18 protein-coding genes are annotated in these 21,847 nt (G+C 75.6%); 10 read left to right on the forward strand and 8 right to left on the reverse strand.

From position 1 onward, the window contains the following. Window positions 1-109 precede the first annotated feature (109 nt). The gene (locus ACWGSR_RS29055) at window positions 110-433 is read right to left on the reverse strand and encodes a plasmid stabilization protein (protein ID WP_376244814.1); all 324 of its coding nucleotides are present in this window, start codon (window positions 431-433) and stop codon (window positions 110-112) included. 177 nt (window positions 434-610) lie between these two features. Here ACWGSR_RS29055 and ACWGSR_RS29060 point away from each other — a divergent pair, with 177 nt between their 5' ends. After that, window positions 611-1,528 (forward strand): SigB/SigF/SigG family RNA polymerase sigma factor, encoded by a 918-nt coding sequence (locus tag ACWGSR_RS29060; protein WP_453570709.1) that lies wholly within the window; start codon window positions 611-613, stop codon window positions 1,526-1,528. On the opposite strand, the gene ACWGSR_RS29065 is transcribed toward ACWGSR_RS29060, so the two are convergent. Together ACWGSR_RS29065 and ACWGSR_RS29070 are read right to left on the reverse strand one after the other, a co-directional pair. Then, window positions 1,476-1,952, reverse strand: a complete 477-nt coding sequence (locus ACWGSR_RS29065; RefSeq protein ID WP_453570712.1) for an ATP-binding protein — start codon at window positions 1,950-1,952, stop codon at window positions 1,476-1,478. The two genes, ACWGSR_RS29060 and ACWGSR_RS29065, sit on opposite strands and share 53 nt — an antisense overlap. Further along, entirely contained in the window at window positions 1,945-2,358 is a 414-nt protein-coding gene (locus ACWGSR_RS29070; RefSeq protein ID WP_453570715.1) for an STAS domain-containing protein, read from the reverse strand. Before ACWGSR_RS29070 ends, ACWGSR_RS29065 begins: the two co-directional genes overlap by 8 nt. A gap of 262 nt (window positions 2,359-2,620) precedes the next feature. Between ACWGSR_RS29070 and ACWGSR_RS29075 the strand changes: the two genes are divergently transcribed. Further along, window positions 2,621-3,211 carry an isochorismatase family protein gene (locus tag ACWGSR_RS29075; protein ID WP_376244803.1) on the forward strand — a complete coding sequence of 197 codons (591 nt, stop codon included), beginning with the start codon at window positions 2,621-2,623 and terminating at the stop codon, window positions 3,209-3,211. A gap of 155 nt (window positions 3,212-3,366) precedes the next feature. On the opposite strand, the gene ACWGSR_RS29080 is transcribed toward ACWGSR_RS29075, so the two are convergent. Together ACWGSR_RS29080 and ACWGSR_RS29085 are read right to left on the reverse strand one after the other, a co-directional pair. Beyond that, window positions 3,367-3,726: a hypothetical protein gene (locus ACWGSR_RS29080; RefSeq protein ID WP_376244800.1), complete on the reverse strand. Its 360-nt coding sequence runs from the start codon at window positions 3,724-3,726 to the stop codon at window positions 3,367-3,369. 42 nt (window positions 3,727-3,768) lie between these two features. Beyond that, window positions 3,769-5,673, reverse strand: a complete 1,905-nt coding sequence (locus ACWGSR_RS29085; protein ID WP_453570719.1) for a tetratricopeptide repeat protein — start codon at window positions 5,671-5,673, stop codon at window positions 3,769-3,771. A gap of 191 nt (window positions 5,674-5,864) precedes the next feature. On the opposite strand from ACWGSR_RS29085, the gene ACWGSR_RS29090 reads away from it, so the two are divergent. After that, window positions 5,865-7,589: an FAD-dependent monooxygenase gene (locus tag ACWGSR_RS29090; protein WP_453570722.1), complete on the forward strand. Its 1,725-nt coding sequence runs from the start codon at window positions 5,865-5,867 to the stop codon at window positions 7,587-7,589. 3 nt (window positions 7,590-7,592) lie between these two features. Here the strand turns inward: ACWGSR_RS29090 and ACWGSR_RS29095 are convergent, their stop codons facing one another. The 3 genes from ACWGSR_RS29095 to ACWGSR_RS29105 form a co-directional block, all read right to left on the reverse strand. Beyond that, window positions 7,593-8,324, reverse strand: coding sequence for a 4'-phosphopantetheinyl transferase family protein (locus ACWGSR_RS29095; protein ID WP_453570725.1), 732 nt, complete (start codon window positions 8,322-8,324; stop codon window positions 7,593-7,595). 10 nt (window positions 8,325-8,334) lie between these two features. After that, window positions 8,335-8,565: an acyl carrier protein gene (locus tag ACWGSR_RS29100; RefSeq protein WP_376244789.1), complete on the reverse strand. Its 231-nt coding sequence runs from the start codon at window positions 8,563-8,565 to the stop codon at window positions 8,335-8,337. 64 nt (window positions 8,566-8,629) lie between these two features. Continuing rightward, entirely contained in the window at window positions 8,630-9,487 is an 858-nt protein-coding gene (locus ACWGSR_RS29105; RefSeq protein ID WP_453570728.1) for a hypothetical protein, read from the reverse strand. Window positions 9,488-9,987: 500 nt separating this feature from the next. On the opposite strand from ACWGSR_RS29105, the gene ACWGSR_RS29110 reads away from it, so the two are divergent. The 7 genes from ACWGSR_RS29110 (at window position 9,988) to ACWGSR_RS29140 (ending at window position 21,717) form a co-directional block, all read left to right on the forward strand. Continuing rightward, window positions 9,988-11,076, forward strand: a complete 1,089-nt coding sequence (locus tag ACWGSR_RS29110) for a phytanoyl-CoA dioxygenase family protein (protein WP_453570731.1) — start codon at window positions 9,988-9,990, stop codon at window positions 11,074-11,076. Continuing rightward, window positions 11,058-12,485 (forward strand): DUF6271 family protein, encoded by a 1,428-nt coding sequence (locus ACWGSR_RS29115; RefSeq protein WP_453570734.1) that lies wholly within the window; start codon window positions 11,058-11,060, stop codon window positions 12,483-12,485. The genes ACWGSR_RS29110 and ACWGSR_RS29115 overlap by 19 nt, the downstream gene beginning before the upstream one ends. A 46-nt stretch (window positions 12,486-12,531) precedes the next feature. After that, entirely contained in the window at window positions 12,532-14,265 is a 1,734-nt protein-coding gene (locus ACWGSR_RS29120) for a condensation domain-containing protein (RefSeq protein ID WP_453570737.1), read from the forward strand. 11 nt (window positions 14,266-14,276) lie between these two features. Further along, the gene (locus tag ACWGSR_RS29125) at window positions 14,277-15,551 is read left to right on the forward strand and encodes an MFS transporter (protein ID WP_453570852.1); all 1,275 of its coding nucleotides are present in this window, start codon (window positions 14,277-14,279) and stop codon (window positions 15,549-15,551) included. A gap of 117 nt (window positions 15,552-15,668) precedes the next feature. Further along, window positions 15,669-16,646, forward strand: coding sequence for a hypothetical protein (locus ACWGSR_RS29130; protein WP_376244776.1), 978 nt, complete (start codon window positions 15,669-15,671; stop codon window positions 16,644-16,646). Window positions 16,647-16,869: 223 nt separating this feature from the next. Beyond that, window positions 16,870-18,732 (forward strand): HSP90 family protein, encoded by a 1,863-nt coding sequence (locus tag ACWGSR_RS29135; protein ID WP_453570740.1) that lies wholly within the window; start codon window positions 16,870-16,872, stop codon window positions 18,730-18,732. After that, entirely contained in the window at window positions 18,733-21,717 is a 2,985-nt protein-coding gene (locus tag ACWGSR_RS29140; RefSeq protein WP_453570743.1) for a hypothetical protein, read from the forward strand. Window positions 21,718-21,847: the final 130 nt, after the last annotated feature.

Here is a 21,847-nt window from a genome sequence, read left to right on the forward strand (position 1 = left end):
GTGGCGGCCGGGGGTGCGCTAAACCCCCCCCGGGGGGGGGGGGGCGCCCGCCCCCCCCCCCGCGGCCCCCCCCCCACCCCCGCTTCTCAGCGGTCCACCGGGCGCGTCGTCACTCGCCCAGGGCCTTCTTCAGCTCCGCCTTGTCCATCGAGGAGCGGCCGTGGACGTTGCGGCGCTTGGCCTCGGCGTAGAGCTGGTCGTACGTCGGTCCCTGCGCGCCGCTGTGCGAACGCTTGCCGCCGCGGCGGGACGAGGACATGTCCTGCGTCGAGCTCTTGCTCGCCGTCCTGGACTCGCCGCTGCGGGCCCGCTCCTTGTTGACCGTGCGCGCGGCGATCTCCTCGGCGCGCTTCTCGCTCTCCCCGCGGTCCAGGGCGCTGTCCTTGATGTGCTCGTACTGTCGCTCCCGCTTGGGGCTCGATCCGCGCGGCATCGTTCGCTCCTCTCGCTCGGAGACGGGTCCGTCTCCCCTCCCGGACGGCTTCCCCGGGAAATCATGCCAAACCCCCGGATACGGGGCATCCTGGTTCAAGACGCTTGACCGGCGGACCCGCGCCGTCGCCCTCTTCACGCGGTCGGGGCAGGTCCCGAGCACCGTCGAAGGAGCCACATGTCCACCCCCCGCGTCCGACCCGTCCCCCTCGGCCACGGTCCTGAGGCCGCCGGGAATCCGGGGGCCTCGATGCGCCGGGCGGCCCTGGACGGACTGCCCGAACTGACCCGCCCCACCACCGTCTCCACCGACGACGCCCAACCCCTCTCCGCCGCCCTCCTCACCCGCCTGGCCCAACTCGACGAAGGCACCCCCGAACACGCCTACGTCCGCAACACCCTCGTCGAACTCAACCTCAGCCTCGTCAAATTCGCCGCCCGCCGCTTCCGCAACCGCGCCGAACCCACCGAAGACATCATCCAGGTCGGCACCATCGGACTCATCAAAGCCATCAACCGCTTCGACCCCCACCGCGCCGTCGACTTCTCCGCCTTCGCCCTGCCCACCATCGTCGGCGAGATGAAACGCTTCTTCCGCGACACCAGCTGGGCCGTCCGCGTCCCCCGACGCCTCCAAGAACTCCGCATCGACCTCGCCAAAACCGCCGACCACCTCGAACAACACCTCGGCCGCCGCCCCACCCGCACCGAACTCGCCCACCACCTCCACCTCACCGAAGAAGAGATCGCGGAAGGCCAGCTCGCCGCCCACGGCTACGCCACCCGCTCCCTCGACACCCCGGCGGGGGACGACGAGGAGACCTCGGGTGCCGCTCCCCGGCATCTGGCGACCGCCGAGCCCGCCTACGAGCTGATCGAGTCCCTGGCAGCACTCCGGCCGCTGCTCGACCGGCTCGACGAGCGCGACCGGTGCATCCTGGCGCTGCGGTTCGGGGAGGAGCTCACCCAGGCCGAGATCGGCCGGCGGATCGGACTCTCCCAGATGCAGGTCTCGCGACTGCTCACCCGCATCCTCGGCGAGCTCAGAGCAGCTCTGCTGGAGGACGGTCCGGTATCCGGCCCGGAGGCCCGCTGACCTCCAGCCACACCACCTTCCCCGCCGCTCCCGGCCCCCTGACCTCGTAACCCCACGCCCCCGCCAGCTTGTCCAGGACCATCAGACCGTGCCCGCCGGGCAGCGCCGGCGAACGGGGCGCGCGCGCACGGGGCGGTTCGGAACTGGCGTCGGCGACCTCCACCCGCAGCCCCTCGCGCCCGCGCCGCAGGACGAACTCCTCCGGCCCGCCGGCGTGCAGACAGGCATTGGTCACCACCTCCGACACCAGGAGCAGCACGTCCTCCACCCGCTCCTCCCCCGCCTCGCTCCCCGCCGGTATCCACCCCCAGTCCGCCAGCGCCTCCGCCGTGAAATCCCGACAGCGCGACACCACCCTCCGCGCCCCGCGCAACAACAGCCGCCGCACCTGGGCGCCTTCCGCGTCGGCGTCGCCGTCAGTCATGGCCGGACCCGCCGTCGTGCGGCGCCGGGTCGGCCAGGGCTCCGGCGGTGTCCTCGTACACCCGGAAGACGGCCCTGGCGCCGGTGATGTCGAACATCCGGTCCACCGGCGGGCGCAGCCCGGCCAGGTCCAGGCGCCCGCCCGTCTCCCGCATCCGCAGGCGCGCCCTGAGGAGCGCGTTGAGCCCCGTCGAGTCGCAGAAGCCGAGGCCCGAGCAGTCGACGACGATCCGCCGGGCCCGGACGTGCTCCTCCACCGCCGCGCGCAGGGGGGCGACCGTGTCGTGGTCGAGCTCCCCGCCCAGTTCGAGCACCACCACCCCGTCGGCCGTCCCGGGCCGGACCCGTACGTCGAACCGGGTACGGCCGGGCGCCCGCCGCGCCCCTGCGCCGCCGTCCACGTCCATGGGCTCGCCCCTCTCCTCGTCCCTCGCGGTGGCTCTTCCTCCTCCCAGTTTCGGGCAGGTCGCGCCGGATGACCCCCCGGGGCGCACGGCGGGGGCCGGGCCTCGGGCCCGCGCCGGACGCGGCGGCCCGGAGGTCCGGCCGGCGGAGTCCCGTTTCCATGATCCCGATCGGGTGAAAGGCGGGCGCGCGCCCCTCGCGGGGCACCCCGGAGGCGCGACGATGGCAGGGACTCTTCCACCCCCTTGAGGAAAGGCCGCTCCCGTGCGCCGTGCCCTGATCGTCGTCGATGTACAGAAGGACTTCTGCGAGGGCGGCGACGTCCCCGTGAACGGCGCGACCGACCTGGCCGTCGCCCTCGCCGACCTGGTCCGGAGCGCCGGCGGCCGGTACGCGCACGTCGTCGCCACCCGTGACCACCACGTCGACCCGGGCGACCACTTCTCGGACGAGCCCGACTTCGAGGACTCCTTCCCGGTGCACTGCGTCGCCGGCACCGAGGGCTCCGAGTTCCACCCGGACTTCGCGGCCGCCGTCGCCTCCGGGGCCGTGGAGGAGGTCTTCTTCAAGGGGGCCCACTCCGCCTCGAAGAGCGGTTTCGAGGGCGCGACCGCGAGCGGCACCCCGCTGGGCGACTGGCTGCGCGCCCGCGAGGTGGGCGGCGTCGACGTCGTCGGGATCGGGACGGACCACTGCGTGAAGGCCACCGCCTTCGGCGGGGTCCGGGAGGGCTTCGACGTGCGCGTCCTCCTCGACCACACGGTCGGCGTCTCCGCCGACACCACCGACCGCGCGCTCGACGAACTGCGCGCGGCGGGCGTCGGGCTGAGCGGCCGGCCGGTGGTCCTGGTCTGACCGGACGGCCGTCGTCCGGCCGGTGGCTGCCGTCCGGCCGGCTGCCCACGGCCGGGCGGACGGCCCTCGGCAGGTCGACGGCTCTCGGCAGGTCGACGGCCCTCGTCCGGGCGGCGGACCCGTCCGGGCGGCGGACCCGTCCGGCCGGGCGGTCGTCAGATGCCGGGGCCGTCGCCCGGGTCGGGGGCCTGCCTCGGGTGCCAGCCGGCCGCGAGGCCCCAGAGGCCCAGGCCCACGACGGCCACGCAGACGAGGAGCGCCGCCCACGGGCGCAGCCACCGCGTGGCCGTCGCCCAGGCCAGGGGCGGGACGACGAGTCCGGCGAAGAGGATCAGCGGCAGGTCGACGAGGATCACGCCCCAGTCCCGTGCCTGCGCCTCGAACCCGCCCTCGATGCTGTACGCGGCCCGGGGCAGCGCGAAGGCGCCCGTGACGGCGACGCCGAGGACGGCGAGCAGACAGCCGACGGCGCTCTCCAGGCGGTCACGGGACTCCTCTGCGGGCTTCTCGCTCATGCCCGGGAGGGACGCGGGGCGCCGCCGTCCGGTTCCGCGGTCCTACCGCCCCGGTTCCGGGGCGCGGCGGCGCAGTTCCCCCGCCGCGCGTTCGGCGTCGCGGGCCGCGTCGCGGTGGCGGTGCTTCCGCAGGTACCAGCCGAGCCAGGTCAGGGACTCGGCGAGCGCGGCGACGTCGTTGTTCGGGTGGATCCGGTCCATGTCCCGCAGGTGGCGGACGGCCTCCGCCGTGGGGGCCGCCACCTCGTCGTGCCGGTCCAGGCGGGCGCGGCGGAGGGCGAGGTTGGCCAGCGCGTGGACGAGTCCGGGCAGGTGCGCCGCGGGATCGTCGCGGTGGAGGCGGCGGTGGATCTCCAGCGACTCCTCGGTGGCGGCGAGCGCCTCGGCGTGGCGGTCGGCGTCGCAGAGCCGGATGCTCAGGTTGTTGAGCACCCGGGCCAGTTCGCTGCGGTACCCGGCCGGGTCCGCGTGGACGAGCTGGCGGAGGAGGGCCACGGCCTCGGTGGCGGGTGCGACCGCGTCCTGGTGGCGGCCGAGCACGGCCAGCCGGCTGCCCAGGCTGTCGGCGGCGCCGGCGAGCAGGGGCCGTACGGTCTCGGGCGCGGTGCTCAGGTGGCGCCGGTAGAGGTGCACGGCCTCGTCGGCCGCTTCCAGCGCCTCCGCGCGGCGGCCGGACCAGGCCCGTACGAGACCGAGGTGGTACAGCGTACGGGCGAGGGAGACGGCACCGGCGGCGCCGCCGCCGACGGCCGCCGTCCGTCCGAGGGCGAGGGCCTCGGTCAGCGGCTCGACGGCGAGCTCGGGCCGCCCGGAGTCCGCCAGGGCAAGGCCGCGGGCATTGAGGCGGTCGATCCGCTCGAAGAGGTCGGAACCGGTGGGGTTCGGGGCCGTGGGACCGGCCGGGTCTGTGAGGTCGGAGGGTGTGGGACCAGTGGGGCCTGGAGGCGTGGAACCAAGAGGGCCCGGGGGCGTGGGACCGGTGGGGCCCGGAGGCGTGGAACCGACAGGGCCCGGGGCCGTGGGACCGGTCGGGCCGGCGGTGTCGGGAGGGGCGGCGGCCTCCGGCCCGTCCTGGATCTTCGCCCAGGCCAGGATTCCTCCCTCGTACGTGATGCGGTAGCCGTAGCGGGCGAAGAGGTGGTCGAAGAAGGCGACGGCGGCCGGTTCGCGTGCGGCGATCTCGGCGTGGAGGTCGGCCGCCTCGGCGAAGTACGGGCGCGCCTCGGCGGTGCGCCCGAGGCCGATGAGCATGCGGCCCGCCGCGAACGCGGCCCCCGCGTGCACGCCCGTGTCTCCGACCGTGCGCCCGCCCGCCGTCCGGGCCGTCTCACGGTGCATGGCGATCGCCTCGCGCAGATGGACGAGTGCCTCCTCCTGACGCCCCATCTCCCCCAGCTTGACGCCGAGGTCCTGGAGGGACGAGGCGAGTTCCGTCCGTCCCGTGCCGTCCGCCCGGTCGACGAGGAGGCGCTGTGTCTCCACCGCCTCGGCCATGCGGTCGAGGCCTTCGTGGTGGCGGCCCGTCTCGGCGAGCCGGTTGCCGAGGACGATGAGCGCGCCGGCCAGTTCGGCCCTGCTGCCCTCGACGCCCTGCGCCACGAGCCGGCGCCAGACCTCCACGGCTTCCCGGGCCGTCTCGCGCGCCTCCTCCTCGCGCCCTCTGACGAAGCCCAGGCTGAGCGCCTTCCGCTGGAGCGCGACGCCCAGGCCCGGGAGGTAGTCCTCGGGGAGCCGCCGGTACACCCCGGCCGCCTCCTCCAGGACGTCCACCGACTCCTCCAGGCGCCCCGGTTCGGTGGCGATCAGCGAGCCGAGCCTCAGAAGGCCGTGGCCGAGCCGGGGAAGGTACCGGGCGGGATCGGCGCGTGCGGCGCGCCGCAGGGAGGCGACGACGCGTTCGATCTCGTCGGGCGACGCCCCCGGCCCCGGTACCTCGTTCTCCGTCATGACGTTCCCCCTCGTCCGTCCCCGCCGGAGGACCAGGATCGCCCGCCCCGGTGAAATCCGCGTGAAGCCGTCGTCCGCCCGCACGGGACCGCCACGAGGGGCACGCGTTCTCCACCGCTCGCCGTCCGGGGCCCGGCGGGCGACCATGGAGGACGGGGCCCTGCGGGGGCGAGGCAGCGCTGGAGGTACTCGTGGCGCACCACCGCACCACCACCGACGTCCTGGTCGTCGGCGCGGGCCCGGTCGGTCTGAGCGCGGCCGCCGAGCTGCGCCGGCACGGGGTGCACTGCCGGGTCGTGGACCGGCTTCCGGACCGGCTGCCGTACGCGAAGGCGGTCGGGATCCAGCCGCGCACCCTGGAGCTGTGGGACCGGATGGGCCTGGTCCGCGCCGTCCTGGAGGCCGCCGTCCCGATCCGGGGGCAGTGGATCTACGCCGACGGCGAGGAACGGGCCCGGATCGAGCTGGAGATGCCGCCCGAGGTGCCCTACGGCTTCGCCGCGCTGCCCCAGTACGAGACGGAACGCCTCCTGGAGGAGTACCTGGCCGGTCTGGGGACGGTCGTGGAGCGCGGCACCGAACTGGTGTCGTTCGACCGGGACCGGGACGGGGTCACCGCGCGGCTGCGCACCGCGTCCGGTGCCGACGAGGAGCTGCGGGTGCCGTACCTGATCGGCTGCGACGGGGCGCACAGCGTCGTGCGGAAGGGCCTGGGGCTGTCGTTCGAGGGCGGCGCGTTCCCGGAGGAGTACATGCTCGGGGACGTGGAGGCCGACTGGAACCTGCCGCACGGCTACGGCGTGCGGTCCAGCCGCCGGTCCGCCGACGGCTCCGCCGACGACGTCCTCGTCTGCATCCCGCTGCCGGGCGCGGGCCGCTACCGGATGTCGATGCGGGTGCCGCCCGAGCTGTCCACCGGAAGGGGCGCGGCGGCGGACGACGGAGCGAACGCCCGGGGCACCGCACCGGACGGCGTCGCGCACGGCATGCAGGACGGGCGGGTGCCGGAGCTCTCCGATCTCCAGGCCGTCGTCGACCGGTTGGCGCCCCGGCCCGCGCGGCTCTCCCGGCTGCGCTGGGCCTCGGTCTTCCGGATCAGCCACCGGATCGTGGACCGGTACGGCGAGGGGCGTGTCTTCGTCGCGGGCGACGCGGCCCACATCCATCCGCCGACCGGCGCCCAGGGCATGAACACCGGTGTGCAGGACGCCTGCAACCTGGCCTGGAAGCTCGCCCTCGTGGTCCGGGGCGAGGCGGGTCCCGAGCTGCTCGCCACGTACGACGCGGAGCGGCGGCCGGTCGGCGAGGAGGTCGTGGGCCGGACCGTGCGGCACGCCGTCCGCGGCATCGAGGCCGACCCGGACGACCGGCGGACCCTGCTGCTCCGCGAGGCCCAACTGCTCGTCGGGTACCGGGGCGGCCCGCTCGCCGGCGCGCCGTACGGTCCGGCCGGCGCGCCGCAGCCCGGCGACCGGGCCCCGGACTGCGCCGGTCTGACCACACCGGTCGCCACCTTCCCGCTGCGGCTGCTCGACGTGCTGCGCGGCCGCGCGGGGCACGTGGTGCTCCTGTACGGCTCCGACGCCGCCGAGCTGTCCGGCGCGGCGGAGGCGGCGCGGGCGGCGGGCGGTCCGCCGGCCGTGGTGGTCCTGCCGGCCGGGGCCGACCCCTCCCGCCTCGCGTCCCTGTCCCCGTCCGTGCCCGTGTACCGCGACGCCGCCGGGGAGTTCGCGCGGCTCTACCTCCCCGACGGCGCCACCGGTCTCGTCGTCCGCCCGGACGGGCAGCTCGGCGCCCGGTTCCCCCTCGGCGGTGCCGCGGCCGCCCTGAGCGAGTACCTCAGGGCCCTGTCCGTACGGCCGCGGCCGAGCGGGAGTGGGGTGCCCGCGGGACCCGGTGGTTCCCCGAGGCCGTGACCATCACCCGGCAAGGCCGTCAGGGGCAGTGCGGGCGGGCCCGCGAGACCTCGCGCGAGGGGTTCCCGACGGAAGGCGCGGGAGACGGTGAAGGCGGCGACGGGGGGCCTCGGCGGCGACCGCCACGACCGCTCCCCGTGTGTCGTCGGTCCATTCGAGGAGTCCGAGGCCGGTCCCGCCGCCCGCCTTGAACAGGGCCTCGCCCCGCACCCACAGCCGGAGCAGCGCCGGGCCGGGGTCCGGCCGGGCGGCGGCCTCCCGCAGGCCGGCCTCGGGCAGGAGCCGCCGCAGTACGGACGGGGGGCCGGGCCGGCGCGTCGCGGGCTCCACGTCGACGCCGACCGGGCCGGGTCCGACGGCGGCCGCGACGAGGCCGTCGGCGTGGCTCATGCTGACGCCGAGGCCGGGCCGGCCGTCGAGGCGGGGGCGCCCGTGCCCGTCCCGGCCGCACTCGGCGCAGTACTGCTCCGGTCCCGACGCGCTCAGGGGCAGCCCGGTGAACCGGGCGACGCACAGGCGCACGAGGAGGCGCGCCGCCAGGACGTCGTCGCGGCGGGCGGGCACCCGTATCCGGTCGAGACGGCGCCGCTCCCACGGCGCGAGCAGCCCCTCGTACAGCTCCGGGCGGGCCAGGACCTCGCCGGTGGCCGCCACCACGGCGAGGACCGGGAGGGCCTCCTCACGGTCCTCCCGGCCCTCCCGGCTCGCCCCGTTCCGTTCCGGGTCGCCGTTCATCGGCGGGGACTCACCCGGCGGTGCTCAGGAAGCGCTCGCGGACGCGGCCGAGCGTGCGGAAGTCGTCGATGGTGACCTCCTGGAGGTCGATGGAGCGGCCGGAGAGCTCCTCCAGGAGGTCGACGAACTCCAGGAAGTCCATGGAGTCGATGAGACGGGCCTCGATGAGGTCCTCGTCGGGGTCGATCGGTCCGTCGAGGCCGGGGTTCTTCTCGTGAAGCCACTCGGCGATGCGTTCCATGGGGTGGGGTCGCTCCTCGTTCGTGCGCTGTGCGGGTGTCGTGCGGGCCGGGGCCCGGCGGGTGTCAGGCGCCGGCCTCGCGCAGGCGGTCGAGCGCCCGCCCGGGGGTGCCGTGGGCGAGGACCATCGCGTGGACCCAGCGTTCGACGCCGAAGGCGACGCAGGCGCTGTACGCCGGTCCCTCGGCGCCCGCGCGGATCTCCAGGCGCTCGCCGAAGAAGTTGCGGTGCCGGTTCACGGAGGCGATCGCCGTGCCGTCGGGGGCGCTGAACTCGTGCTTGACCGGGTCGAGGGCCATCAGCCGGGCCCGGGAGCCGCCCTTGTCGTAGAAGGGGTCGTCGGCGACGGCCCGGGTGAGGTCGAGGCCGAGGCGTCCGGCCAGCTCCTGGACGAACCCGGCGCCCTGCTCCAGGTGTTCGAGGGCGCCCTCCTTGGTGCCGAGGTAGAGGACCTCGCGCATGTGGAAGCCCCACAGGCGCCGCAGGCCGTCGAAGTGGGTCTCGTTGCGGAAGCAGCGGCCGGCCGCGGAGAGCCGCAGTCCCTCCGCGCCGACGTCCCGGCCCTCCAGGGAGAGCAGCAGTCCGTAGCAGGTGGCGGACGGCAGCAGGTAGCCGGTCGGCCGGAGCGGGAACTCCCCCGGGGCCCCGCCGGCCGCCAGGGCGGCCGGCGCGTCGGGCTCGAACCGTCCGGCGGAGACGCCGAGATGGGGGAAGTTGCGGAAGAAGTCGAGGCGGGCGAGGCCCTCCACGGAGAGCAGGGGCGGCCCCACCACCTCGGGGGCGGAGAGCCGGGCGGCCAGGCCGGCGAGCAGCTCGTCGAGGCCGCGCAGCAGCGCGGTGTGCTCGGGGTCGAGGGTGATCAGGCCCGGGCCGGGGCTCCTCAGGCCGCCGTCGGGCAGGACCGTGGTGCCGGGTGTGCTCATGGGGGAACCGCTCCCTCGGGGGATGGACGAACAGTCAGGGGTGCCGGCGGGGCGGGCGGGACGGACGCGCCGCCGCCCGCTCTCCGGCCGCGGCCCGGTCTCCGGCCGTGGACGGCCTCGCGGGCGGTCGGCGTCGACCGCGGCACGGCGAAGAAAGCGACTGACGGCCCATCAGGAAGTGGACCGCGCAGGGCGACAGTAGGCCAGTCTCCCGCTGGTTGTCTAGACCAAAGTAGCCGCCCTGACAACGTTTGCCCGGATCCCTCCCCGACTCAACTCGGCGTATTGAGATGGCACTTGCCACCCGCTAAGGTCTAAACCAATTCTTTCGCACGGCGTGACGTCCGACCAGCGTCACGGCACTTCCGGCCGTCCGTGCCGTCCGCCGCCGCCCCTTCGCCGGGGGTCGCCGCGTGCTGCCCGCCGGCCGGGGAGAAGCGCCCCGGACCCCGCGCCCGCCCCCGGACCTCCTCCCCCGACTCCCCCACCTGGAGGGACCCATGACGACCCCCGCTCCGCACCGCCCCGCGCGCCGCCCCCGTCTGCACCGGGCGGCCTCGGACCTCCCGTACTTCAGCGCGGACGGCGAGTCCTACCTCGCGCAGACCACCCTGCGGGAGCTGGGCAAGTCGCGGCCGCTGCGGGTGCTCTCGGAGGCGGACTTCGCCCACTGGCAGACGTACGGGTACGTCGTCGTCCGGGAGGCGATCCCGGCGGAGGCGGCGCGGCGGCTGCTCGACTTCGCCTGGGACTTCCAGGGGCTCGACCCGGAGCGGCCGGACACCTGGTACGAGGACCGGCCGTTCCGCTCCCAGCTCGACCGGCAGCTGCACGTCTACGGCTTCGTGGAGGCGTACCACCACCAGCTCCTGTGGGACAGCCGCCAGTCGCAGCGGGTGTACGACGCCTTCGTGGACGTGTGGGACTGCGAGGAGCTGTGGGTCACGCAGGACCGGCTCAACCTCAACCCGCCCAACGTCAGGAACCGCGACCGCGCCCTGATCGAACCCACCGACCGGGGCTTCGACATCGAGCTGCACTGGGACATCGACACCACGCTCGGCGTGCCGCCGCAGCGGGTGCAGGGGATCGTCGCGCTCAACGACACCCGGCCGGAGTCGGGCGGGTTCCAGTGCTGCCCGGAGCTGTTCCGGCGGTTCGAGGAGTGGAAGGTCGGGCAGCCCGCCGGCCGGGACCCGCTCCGGCCCGCCGTGGACCGGGACGAGTACCCCGTCGTCCGTCCCGACCTGCGCCCCGGCGACCTGCTGATCTGGAACGGGCTCCTCGCCCACGGGGTGGCCCGCAACACCTCGGAGGACCAGGTGCGGGCGGTCCAGTACCTGTCGATGATGCCGGCCCTGGAGGAGCACGAGCGGCTGCGGAGGTCCCGGGTGGACTCCTGGCGCCATCTGCGCACCCCGCGCTGGAACCGGACCCTCGTCGGCGACCCCGTCCTGCACGAGTCCGAGCGCTACCCGACGGCCGTCCTGAACGAGCTCGGCGGCCGGCTGCTCGGGCTCACCTCGTGGAAGGACCGCGACGGGCACGAGGGCAAGGACGGGGAGCCGTCGTGCGCCGCGTCTGCCTGACCCTGCCCACCGACCGGGCCTGCGCCGCGACCCTCCGGGCGGTCGCGGAGGAAGCGGCTTACGGCGCCCGGCACTTCGGCGTCGAGGTGCACCTGCTGGTCCTGGACTCCTCCGGGCCGGCGGTCCTCGCCGCCCACCGGGAGGCGGTGGCCGCGCTGCCGCCGGAGCCCGGCGTGGTCGTCCACCACTTCGACGAGGACGAGCAGCGGGCCTTCCTGCGCGGGGCGGTCGCCCGCTCCGGGGTCGCCGGGCCGGACCGGGTGCTCGACCTGATGCTGCCGTCCGGGGTCTCCTACGGGGCCTGCACCAACCGGGCCTTCCTGATCGCGGAGGCCCTGGGCTGCGCCTCGGTGCACCGCCGGGACTCCGACAGCCGCTACCAGTACCTGGACGGGAAGCCGGTCTTCCCGCTCCACCACGAGCTGACGGCGCTGGGGCGGCGGGCCGCCGACGTGGCGGGGCTCGTGTCGCGGAGCAGGCTCGACCCGGCGCTCGCGGACCGGCCGGTGGCGCTGGTCGGCGGCTCGTTCGTCGGCGAGATGTCCGTGGACGTGGCGGAGATCCGGGCGCTCGACCCGCTCGTCCACGAGGAGCTCGTCGGCCTGTCCGTCCCGGCCGGGTATCCGGAGATCTGGCGGCGGAACCTCGTCGCCGAGGCGTTCCGGGGCGCCGGGACCACCGCGTTCACCGGTGACCTCACCACGCTCACCACCGTCAGCCCGACCCGCGTGGACATGTGCAACGTCGCCTTCGCGCGCGGGGTCTACGGCCGGGTGCCGCTGCCGCCCGCCACCGACACCATCGGCAGCGACTACTTCCTCCTCCACCTGGTGCACGGCGCCCGGCTGCCCGGCGTCCTGCACAACCGGCACATCGTCAACTTCCACACGAAAGAACGCCGTTCGGACGCGGGCTTCCTCGCGTACCAGGTGCGGCTGACCAAGTTCCTCCTCGCCGTCCCCCACCTCCAGGCCGTGTACGCGGGGCTGGCGGCGGCCGGCGACGGGCTGCTCGACGGCGACGGCCTCGTCCGCACCTCCGCCGTCGCCGCGGTGGTCGGGGAGGGCACGGGCCCCGAACCGGTGGAGAACGCCGAGCGGTTCGACGTGGTCGAGCGCTGCTACCGCAAGCTCGGCGGCCGTTACGCGGCCGTCGCCGACGTCCTCGCCGCCCGCCGCGAACGCCTCCTCGACGAGGCGCGGCGGGACATGGCGGACTTCGCCCTGCTCCTCGACGCCTGGGGGCCCCTGGCCCGCGCGAGCGAGGGACACCCGCCCGCCCCGGCGCACGACGGCCGCCCCGCGTCCCCCGCGCGCGAGGACCGCCCTTCCTCCTCCGTACGCGAGGACCACCCCGCGTCCCCGGCGCACGAGAACCGCCTCCCGTCCCCGAAAGGCAGCACCGCATGAGCCGCCCTCCGCAGCCCCTCCCCCGGCCCGGGGCGGTGGCCGCCCCGTGACCGCGCACGAACGGGACCTCCCGCGCCCGGCGAAGACGCGCACCGTGACCGTCGCCCACACCGGCGGCGAGGAGCGCCGGGGCCCGGTCACGCTGGGCCAGGCCAACATGATCCGGTGCATGCTGCGGGACGAGCCCGAGCACATCAACATCCACGACGTGTGGCCGGTGCCCGCCGGGACCCGGACGGACGCGGTGATCGACGCCCTGCGCGCCCTGGTCGTACGGCACGAGGCGCTGCGCACCACGTTCCCGCACGGGGCGGGCGCCGTGCCCCGCGAGCAGGTGGTGGCGGCCGGGGGCGAGTTCACGGTCACCGTCCTCGACCACGACGGGCCGCCCCCGGACCCCGAACGGTACGCCGACGCCGTGGCCCGCCGGGCCCGCGCCGAACGCTTCCGGCTCGACCGGGACTTCGGCCTGCGGATCTCCCTCGTCACCGTGGACGGCGCGCCGGTCTTCGTCGCCCTGGCGGCGAGCCACGCCGTCACCGACGTCAGCGCGCTCGCCGTCCTGGAGGAGGACTGGCTGGCCCTGCTCGCCGGTGGGCCCCTGCCGCCGCAGACCGCCTTCACGCCGCTCGACCTCGCCGCCGAGGAGGCCTCCCCGGCCGGGCTCCGGAAGTCGGCGGCGTCCCTGCGGTACTGGGAGCGGATCATCCGCACCGGCCCCCAGGCCATGTTCGACGGGCCGGGCGCGGAGGGCACCGAGACAGTGACGCCGGAGGTGACGCTCCGGTCCCTGCGGGGCGCGCGGGCGCTCGCCCGGGTGGCGGAGCGCACCGGCGGGCTGCCGTCCACGGTGCTGCTCACGGCCTGGTGCGCGCTCGTCGCCCACCGGACCGGCCAGGACGCCTGCGTCGCCGCCGTCCCGACCTCCAACCGGTTCCACGACCGGCTCGTCCGCGCGGTGAACACCGTGTCGCAGGACGCGCTGCTCGCCCTCGACGTCCGGGTGCCGTCCTTCGACGCACTACTCGCCAAGGCGTGGGGGGCGGCGCTCGACGCGTACCGGCACAGCCGGTTCGACGCGGTCGCCCTGTGGGAGATGATCGACCGGACGACCTTCGAGCGCGGCAGCCGGTTCGCACGGGACGTGGTCTTCAACGACGTGAGCGCGCTTCCCGGGGCCGACGGCTCCGGGCCGGCGCCGGACGGACCGGACCTCGAACTGGGCCGGGGCCCGTCCCAGGTCCTGCCGACCCGTCTCCTCGCCTTCGTGCACGAGACGGCGCCCCTGCTGCGGATCGGCCTGTGGGCCGACCCCGCGCTGTTCGCCCCCGGCGAGGCGGAGGGTTTCCTGACCGGTCTCGTACGGCTCCTGGAGGCGGCCGCCGAGGAGGACGTGCCGCTCGCCTCGCTGACCGGGGTGACGGGGGTCCGTCCGGTGGAGCGCGGCCCGGACTGGATCCGGGTGGACGGCTCCTGGGTCTCGCCGCCGGCCGTGGCGGGCGCCCTGGGCCGCGCCCTCGGGGGCGTACCCGCGCACGTCACGGCGGACGGGCCCGGGGAGGGCCTCACCGCCTTCGTCGCCCCCGGCGGCGCCCCGCTGTCCCCGGCGGAGGCCCACGCCGCGCTGATGCACGTCCTCCCGGGCCGTCCCGGGGTCCTCGCCCCCCGCCGGTACGTGATCGTCCAGGCCCCGCCGGAGGCGGCGGACCGGACGGACGCGTGGCTCCGGCAGCACATCCTCACCGAAGGGAACGGCCGGACTCCGGCGGATCCGACATGACGACGAACGACGTGACGACGGACGACGCGCCCGTGGAGCGGGGGCCCGGCTCCCCGCCCAGCCCGTGGCGCTCGGGCCGCTTCCGGCTCTTCTTCACCGCCCGCAGCACCTCGCTGCTCGCCGACGGCATGCTGATGGTCTCGCTGACCACCGCCGTGCTCGGCGCGGGGTACGGGGCCTCCGGCGTGGGATACGCGCTGGCCGCGTGGATGGCGCCGATCGTCCTCCTGGTGCTCTTCGGCGGGGTCCTCGCCGACCGGTTCACCCCGCAGGTGATGATGGTCGGCGCGGACGTGGTGCGCATGGTGGCCATGCTCGCGCTCGCGGGGCTCCTCGCCCTCGGGGACGTGCGCCTGTGGCACGTCATGGCGCTGCTCGCGGTCAGCGGCGCGGCGACCGCGATGTTCCAGCCCGGGCTGGCGAGCCTGGTGCCGCGGGTCGCCGAGGACATCCAGCGGGCCAACGCGCTGCTGCGCATATCGGAGTCGATCTGCACCCTGCTCGGCCCCGGCCTGGCCGGCCTCCTCGTGGCGTACGGGGACGTGGCGGGCTCCTTCCTGGTGATCGCGGCGTTCTACGCGTGCAGCGCCCTGGGCCTCGCGCCGCTGCGGAGGCTCGGCACGGCCCCGGACGGGACCGACGAGCCGATCTGGCAGCGGCTCGCCACGGGCTGGCACGAGTTCCGGTCCCGTTCCTGGCTGTGGGGCGTCATCGCCGTGTGGGCCGTCTACGGTCTGTTCGTCTTCGGCCCGGCGCTGCCGCTGGGCGCCGCGCTCCTCACCGAGCAGCACGGCGCCGACGGGTACGGCTGGATCGCGTCCGCCGACGGGGCCGGCACGATCGTCGGCGGGCTGCTCGGGATGCGGGTGCGGCCCCGGCGGCCGCTCGTCGCGGGCGCGTGCGCCATGTTCTTCTTCTCCCTCAACCCGCTGGCCCCCGCCCTGGGCTGGTCGTTCACGCTCACGGCCGTCACGGGCGTCCTGGCGGGCTGCGGGTTCGCCTTCTGGGGCGTCATGTGGGCGACCAGCGTGCAGTCCCACATCCCGCTGGCCGTCCTGAGCCGCGTCTCGGCCTACGACGTCGCCGGGTCCATCATGGTCATCCCGGTGGGCCGGGCCCTGGCCGGTCCGGCGGCCGAGTCCGTGGGCGCCGACCGCGTGCTGCTCTTCTCCTCGGTCATGGGCCTCGTGTGCATCGCGGTCATGCTGGCCGTGCCCGCCGTCCGGGCGCTGCGCCGGGCGCCGGAGAAGCCCGCCGGGACGGGGGCCGCCGTCGCGGACGGCTGAGCGGCGGGCGCCCGGAGGGAAACGGGTGTGCGATTGTCGTACGCGCGTGATAGTCACTACCTCCACGGGGCGAGTGATCACTGACCGCCCCGTTCGTACGGAACAAGGGGTGGGGACATGGCGTTGCTCCGTAACTGGGGGCTCACGCTGGGGAAGAGGGCGGGCCGGCCCGTCGCGCGGCTGGAGAAGGACTCGGACGATCCCGAGGTGCTCCGCCTGAAGGAGGCAGCCGCCGCGGCGGACTGGGCCACCGTGCGGGAGGTGCTCGAAGCGCGTCCCGAGAACGAGGGCCGGACGGACCTGCTGTGGACCGTCTGCGACACCGCCGGGGTCGAGGAGTGGATCACCGGGGTGATCGAGGCCGAGCCGGGGGCGGCGCTGCCCCGGCTCGTGGCGGGCCTCCGCCACGTCAGCTGGGGCTGGGAGGCCCGGACCTCGGCCCGCGCCAAGGACGTCTCGCGGGAGCAGTTCGAGGTCTTCCACGAGCGGCTGCGCACGGCCGAGCGGTGGCTGTACGAGGCGGCGGAGATCGAGCCCGGCTGGGCCTCGCCCTGGTACTGCCTCCAGATCAGCGGGCGCGGCCTGGAGGTCGGGCCGGAGGTCGCGCGGCGCCGGTTCGAGGCGACGGTGCGGCGCGCGCCGCACCACCTGCAGGCGCACCAGCAGCAGTTGCAGCAGGTCTGCCAGAAGTGGGGCGGTTCGCACGAGGAGATGCACGCCTTCGCGCGCACGTCCATGCTGAACGCCCCGGGCGGCACGCCGCTCGGCCAGCTCGTCGCGGTCGCGCACCTGGAGGAGTGGCTCTCCCTCGACTCCGGTCAGGACTCCGCCTACGTCCGCCGGCCCGAGGTGGTCGCGTCCCTGAACGAGGCGGCGGACCACTCGTACCGGCACCCGGACTTCGTCCGCCGGAACGGCTGGGTCCAGGTGATCAACAGCTTCGCCCTGGCCTTCTCGCTCGCCGCGGACCGCGAGGCCGCCCGGGAGTGCTTCCGGGCCACCGAGGGGCGGGTCAGCGAGTTCCCCTGGTCCTACGTGAACGGCTCCGACCCCGTCGCGGCCTACCGCGAGCTGCGGTCGGCGGCCGGCCGCTGAACCGGCGGGCGGCCGGGCCCGCACGGACCCGCCGCCCCACCGGGCCGCCGTCCGCGACCGGGCCGCTGCCCACGACCGGACCGCCGTCCGCGACCGGAGCGTCGGGGCGGCCGGTTCCGCCGCCCCCGCCCTCCCCCGTACCTCCTTCTCCGTACCTCCTCCTCCGTACCCCCTTCGCCTCCCGCCCGTCGTCGCGGGCGCGTTCACCGAAAGACTTCACCGGGTGTCCCCTTCCGAGTCAGCGCACACCTTCCAGGTCGACCTGCGCGGTCTGGTCGACCTGCTCTCCCACCACCTCTACTCCAGCCCCCGCGTCTATCTGCGCGAGCTGCTCCAGAACGCCGTGGACGCCATCACGGCCCGGCAGGCGCTCGACCCCGACGCGCCCGGCGCCATCACGGTCCGCACCGGTGACGTCCTCACCGTCACGGACACCGGCGTCGGCCTGACCGAGGCCGATGTCCACCGGTTCCTCGCCACCATCGGCCGCAGCTCCAAGCGGACCCCCGACGGCGCCCTGGACGGCGCCGGGCTCGACGCCGCCCGCGGGGAGTTCATCGGCCAGTTCGGCATCGGCCTGCTGGCCTGCTTCGTCGTGGCCGACGAGATCACGGTGGTCAGCCGGTCCGCGTCGGACCCGTCGGCGCCCGCCGTCGAGTGGCGCGGCCACTCCGACGGCCGCTACACCCTCCGCACCCTGCCCGCCCCGGAGGCGCCCGAGCCGGGCACCACCGTCCGGCTCGTGCCGCGCGCCGACAACGCCGAGTGGACGAGCCCGGGGCAGGTCGTCTCCCTCGCCCGGCACTACGGCGGTCTGCTGCGGCACGAGGTCACCGTCGTCGACTCCCGGGGCGAGACGCACCGGATCAACGAGGCGCCGCCGTGGGAGCGGAGCCACCGCTCCCCGCTGGCGCGCCGCGAGGCCCTCACCGCGTACTGCCGCGACCTGTTCGACTTCACCCCGCTCGACAGCATCGAACTGGACCTGCCGGCGGCCGGTCTGCGCGGTGTGGCGTACGTGCTGCCGACGGCGGTCAGCCCGGCGCAGCGCGCGGGGCACCGGGTGCACCTCAAGGGCATGCTGCTCACCGACAAGGCGCCCGAACTCCTCCCGGAGTGGGCGTTCTTCGTGCGCTGCGTGGTCGACACGACCAGCCTGCGGCCCACCGCCTCGCGCGAGTCGCTGTACGAGGACGGCACGCTCTCCGCCGTACGGGACGCGCTCGGCGACCGGATCCGCGACTGGCTCACCGGGCTCGCCGCCAGCGACCCGTCGCTCCTGCACCGCTTCATCGACACCCACCACCTCGCGGTCAAGGCGCTCGCCCGCTACGACGACGAGCTGCTGCGGGTCGTGCTGCCGTGGCTGCCGTTCGAGACCACCGACGGCAACGTGACCCTGGAGGAGTTCGTACGGACCCACCCGACGGTCCTGGTCACCCGGAGCGTCGAGGAGTTCCGGCAGGTCGCGCCCATCGCGGCGGCCGCCGGTCTGGGCGTCGTCAACGGCGGCTACACCTACGACCGCGACCTGGTGCACCGGCTGCCCGAGATCCGGCCGGGCACGTCCGTCACGGACCTGGACCCGGCCACGGTCACCGCGCACCTGGACGCCGTGGACCCGACCGCCGAGCTGCGGGCGGCGGCCTTCCTCGCGGTGGCCCGGGAGACGATCGGCGTCCACGACTGCGACGTCGTGCTGCGCGACTTCCAGCCGGTCACCGCGCCCGCGCTGCTCCTCGACAACCGGGAGGCGCGCCACGAGCGGACCCGGGCGGGCCTGGCCGCCGACAGCGACGGACTGTGGGCCGACATCCTCGGCTCGCTGCGCCACGAGACCCCGCGCGCGCAGCTCGTCCTCAACCACCTCAACCCGCTGGTCCGCCAGGCGACCACGATCACCGAGCGCGGGCTCGCCGTGACGACCGCCGAGGCCCTCTACGGCCAGGCCCTGCTGCTCAGCCGCCGTCCGCTGCGGGCGAGCGAGAGCGCCCTGCTCAACCGGGCCTTCATCGGCCTGCTGACCCACGCCATGCACCGTCCGGACGCGGCGGCACCCGGCTCCGAGCCCCGGAAGGAACTGTAGATGCTGGACACGCCCGAGGCCGTCGTCGAGGCGCTGCGCGAGAACCACGACCGCCCCCACGGCATGCAGCGGACCGTCACCGCCGAGGAACTCGTCGAGACGGCCGAGGTCTTCGACAAGCCCGACACCCTCGTCACGGCCCTCCTGGAGCTGATGACGGCGTACGAGTTCACCGGCGAGCAGCGCAAGTCCCCCGTGGTCTTCGCCCGGCTGCTCAAGCTGTGGGACACCGCTCCGGAGTCCTTCAGCCCGTGGGAGGCCCACCAGGTCTTCTGGCGCTTCAAGTGGGTGACGACGTCCCTGCTCCAGGTGCCGGAGATGCCCCTCGACACCGTGCGGGGCTGGATCGACACGATGAAGGAGCGGTACGAGGGGGCCGGGCACGGCATGCAGCCGGTGGCGGCGATGCGCCACCACGTGGCCGCCCACACCGGCACGGGCGTCGCCGACGCCTACGACCTGTGGGCCACCCGGCCCCGTACCGAGCTGAGCGACTGCGAGGCCTGCGAGACCCGGCACCACGCCTGGCACCGGGTGGCGGCGGGCGACGACGCCGGGGCCCTCGACATCTGGCGGCCCGTCCTGGCGGGCGAGCAGAGCTGCTCCGAGGAGCCGCAGATGAGCCAGGCGCGCGCCCTGCTGCCGCTGCTGCGCCTGGGCCGCACGGACGAGGCCCGCTCCCACCACCTCACCGGCTACCGCCGGGTCCGGGGCAGCACCGGCATGCAGCACGAGGTCGGCCTGCACCTGGAGTTCTGCGCGCTCTCGCGGAACGAGGGCCGGGGCCTGGAGGTCCTCGCGGAGAACCGCCCGCTGTTCGAGGCGACCGGCGCGCCGCTCGACCGCCTGGGCTTCCTGACCGGCGTGGAGGTGCTGCTCGCCCGGCTCGCGGAGGACGGGCACGCGGAGACGCCCGTCGCCGGGCCGCCCGGCCGGAACTGGACCGCCGGCGAACTCCTCGCCCACGTGCGCGCCGAGGCGGACCGGCTCGCCGCCGCCTTCGACGCGCGCAACGGCACCACCGCCGTCGGGGACCGGCGCCGCGAGCGCCTGGCCCGGCGCCCGCTCCTGGACGAGCCGCTGCCGCTCGGGCTTCGGACGGCCGCCCCGGCCCGTACCTCCGCGAGCGCGGCCCCGGCGGCCGCCACCGCGGCCGGTTCCGGGGCGCCCGAGGTCCCGGAGGACTTCGTCGCCCTGGTGACCGAGGCGCGGCGCCTGGCCCGGCTCGGTCACCCCGGGGACAGCGTGCTCTGGTCCCGGATCGCCGAGCGGCTCGCGGACGGCTCGGCCGCGCACGACGACCGGCTCGGCCCGGAGGAGCTGCTGCGGGCCGAGCTCGCCGGGGAGCGCGCGTACCGGCTCCGGCAGAAGGACGAGGACGCGGAGAGCGGCGCCGAGCTGGAGACGGCCGCCGGGCTCTACGAGGAGCTGGGGTTGCCGTGGCAGGCCCTCGCCGCCCGGGCCCGCGCCCTCGCGTGGACGACCGGCGAGGACGACGCCGACGCCGGGCGCGACGAGGCGGTCCGGAGCCGTCTCGACGCGATGCTGCGCGAGGCGGAGCGCCTGAGGGACGAGGCCCCGCTGACCGGCGAGAAGCCCGGCGACGCCGAGCGCGCGGCCGGTGCCGACGCGGCGACGGACCGCGTGTCGGCCTACTTCACCGTGCTGTACGCCGACGCCTACGCCGCCTACCAGGAGACGATGCGGCGGGAGCCGGAGGAGTCCGGTCCCGTTCCGGAGCGGTTCGAGCGGGCCGTGGGGGCGCTGCGCGCCGAGGCGGAGCGCCTGGGCGTGCCCCACCAGGCGGCCAACGCGCGCCAGTTCGCCGCGGACGTGGCCGGCCGCCGGGGCGACGTCGCCCTCGCCGAGGCGGAGCTGCGCGCGGCCCTCGTGGACGTCGACGCCTCGGACCGGCCCTGGCGGGGCTCGCGCCCGCGCGCCCTGCTCGCCCAGACCGTGCTGGCCCGGCAGGAGCCGGCGGAGGCGGTCGAGCTGCTGCACCGGGCGATCGCGGACGCGGTGCGGTACGACGACGCGGACTTCCCGATGGCCCCGACGTACGCCCTGCTCGGCCACGCGTCCTCGCACCTCGGGGACCGCGCCGGGGCCGTGCGCCACCTCTCCGAGGCGGCCGCGCGGTTCGACCGGGACGGGGAGCACGAGGAGGCCGCGGGCGTACGGATCCAGCTGGCCGACGTCCTGGAGGAGTCGGGCCGGCAGGCGGACGCCGTGGCGGTCCTGGAGTCGCTGCTCTCCGAGGAGTCGGCCGCCGCCCTGAACGAGCGGATGGTGGCCCAGATCCGGCTGTCCCTGGCGCGCGGGCTGCGGGAGCTGGAGGAGTACCTGCCGTCGGCCGAGGAGTTCCTGCGGCTCGCGAGCGCGGTCTCCGGGTGGGAGGACGACGCCCCGATCCGCACCCTGGTGGCGGCGGACACGGCGGTCGCGCTGGTCCTCGCCGACCGCTGGGAGGCGGCGGAGGCCGCGTACGGGCGTGCCCTCGCCGCGCACGACGAGGCGCCGAACCCGCCCATGATCGTGCGGATGGCGCGCGAGTTCGCCCGTCTCACGACGGCGGCCCGGGGCGCCGAGGGGGTGGACGAGGCGCTCGCGCACCTGGCGCGGGCCGACGCGGTCCTGGACGGCGTGCCGGAGGACGCCGAGGGCTTCGCCGTCTGGTACGAGCGCGGTGAGGTGCACTACCGCAGGTCCCACGTCCTGGCGGAGGCGGAGCGCTTCGAGGAGGCCCTGGCCGAGGCGGAGGCCGCGATCGGCGTCCACGAGGGGGGCGGGGAGCAGGGCGAGCTGCCGAGGGCGGAGGCGGTGCGGTTCGCCGCCCTGGTCGAGGGGAACGGGCTCGGCCGGACCGACGACGCGATCGCCCGGCTGACGACGGCGGCGGCGCGCTGCCGGAACGCGGGCCACCCCGGGGCCGCGCGGATCCTCACCGCCCTGCGGGAGGAGTACCTGGCGCGGCCCCGGGGCTGAGCGTCCTGGGCCGTGGGGGGGGGGGGGGGGGGGGGCCCCCCCCCCCCCCGGGGGGGGGGGGGCCCCCCCCCGGGGGGGGCGACCGCCCCATGAGGTTTTGGGGGGGGGCCCGGGGGCAGGAAATGGTGGC

This window comes from Streptomyces sp. NPDC055632 (assembly GCF_053618675.1).

Excerpts from the sequence above, each read along its gene's own strand:
- ACWGSR_RS29080 (WP_376244800.1), bottom strand. The coding sequence starts at position 3,726 with ATGAGCGAGAAGCCCGCAGAGGAGTCCCGTGACCGCCTGGAGAGCGCC.
- ACWGSR_RS29110 (WP_453570731.1), top strand. The coding sequence starts at position 9,988 with ATGACGACCCCCGCTCCGCACCGCCCCGCGCGCCGCCCCCGTCTGCAC.
- ACWGSR_RS29130 (WP_376244776.1), top strand. The coding sequence starts at position 15,669 with ATGGCGTTGCTCCGTAACTGGGGGCTCACGCTGGGGAAGAGGGCGGGC.
- ACWGSR_RS29100 (WP_376244789.1), bottom strand. The coding sequence starts at position 8,565 with ATGGAACGCATCGCCGAGTGGCTTCACGAGAAGAACCCCGGCCTCGAC.
- ACWGSR_RS29140 (WP_453570743.1), top strand. The coding sequence starts at position 18,733 with ATGCTGGACACGCCCGAGGCCGTCGTCGAGGCGCTGCGCGAGAACCAC.
- ACWGSR_RS29065 (WP_453570712.1), bottom strand. The coding sequence starts at position 1,952 with ATGACTGACGGCGACGCCGACGCGGAAGGCGCCCAGGTGCGGCGGCTG.
- ACWGSR_RS29055 (WP_376244814.1), bottom strand. The coding sequence starts at position 433 with ATGCCGCGCGGATCGAGCCCCAAGCGGGAGCGACAGTACGAGCACATC.
- ACWGSR_RS29085 (WP_453570719.1), bottom strand. The coding sequence starts at position 5,673 with ATGACGGAGAACGAGGTACCGGGGCCGGGGGCGTCGCCCGACGAGATC.
- ACWGSR_RS29060 (WP_453570709.1), top strand. The coding sequence starts at position 611 with ATGTCCACCCCCCGCGTCCGACCCGTCCCCCTCGGCCACGGTCCTGAG.
- ACWGSR_RS29105 (WP_453570728.1), bottom strand. The coding sequence starts at position 9,487 with ATGAGCACACCCGGCACCACGGTCCTGCCCGACGGCGGCCTGAGGAGC.
- ACWGSR_RS29070 (WP_453570715.1), bottom strand. The coding sequence starts at position 2,358 with ATGGACGTGGACGGCGGCGCAGGGGCGCGGCGGGCGCCCGGCCGTACC.
- ACWGSR_RS29095 (WP_453570725.1), bottom strand. The coding sequence starts at position 8,324 with ATGAACGGCGACCCGGAACGGAACGGGGCGAGCCGGGAGGGCCGGGAG.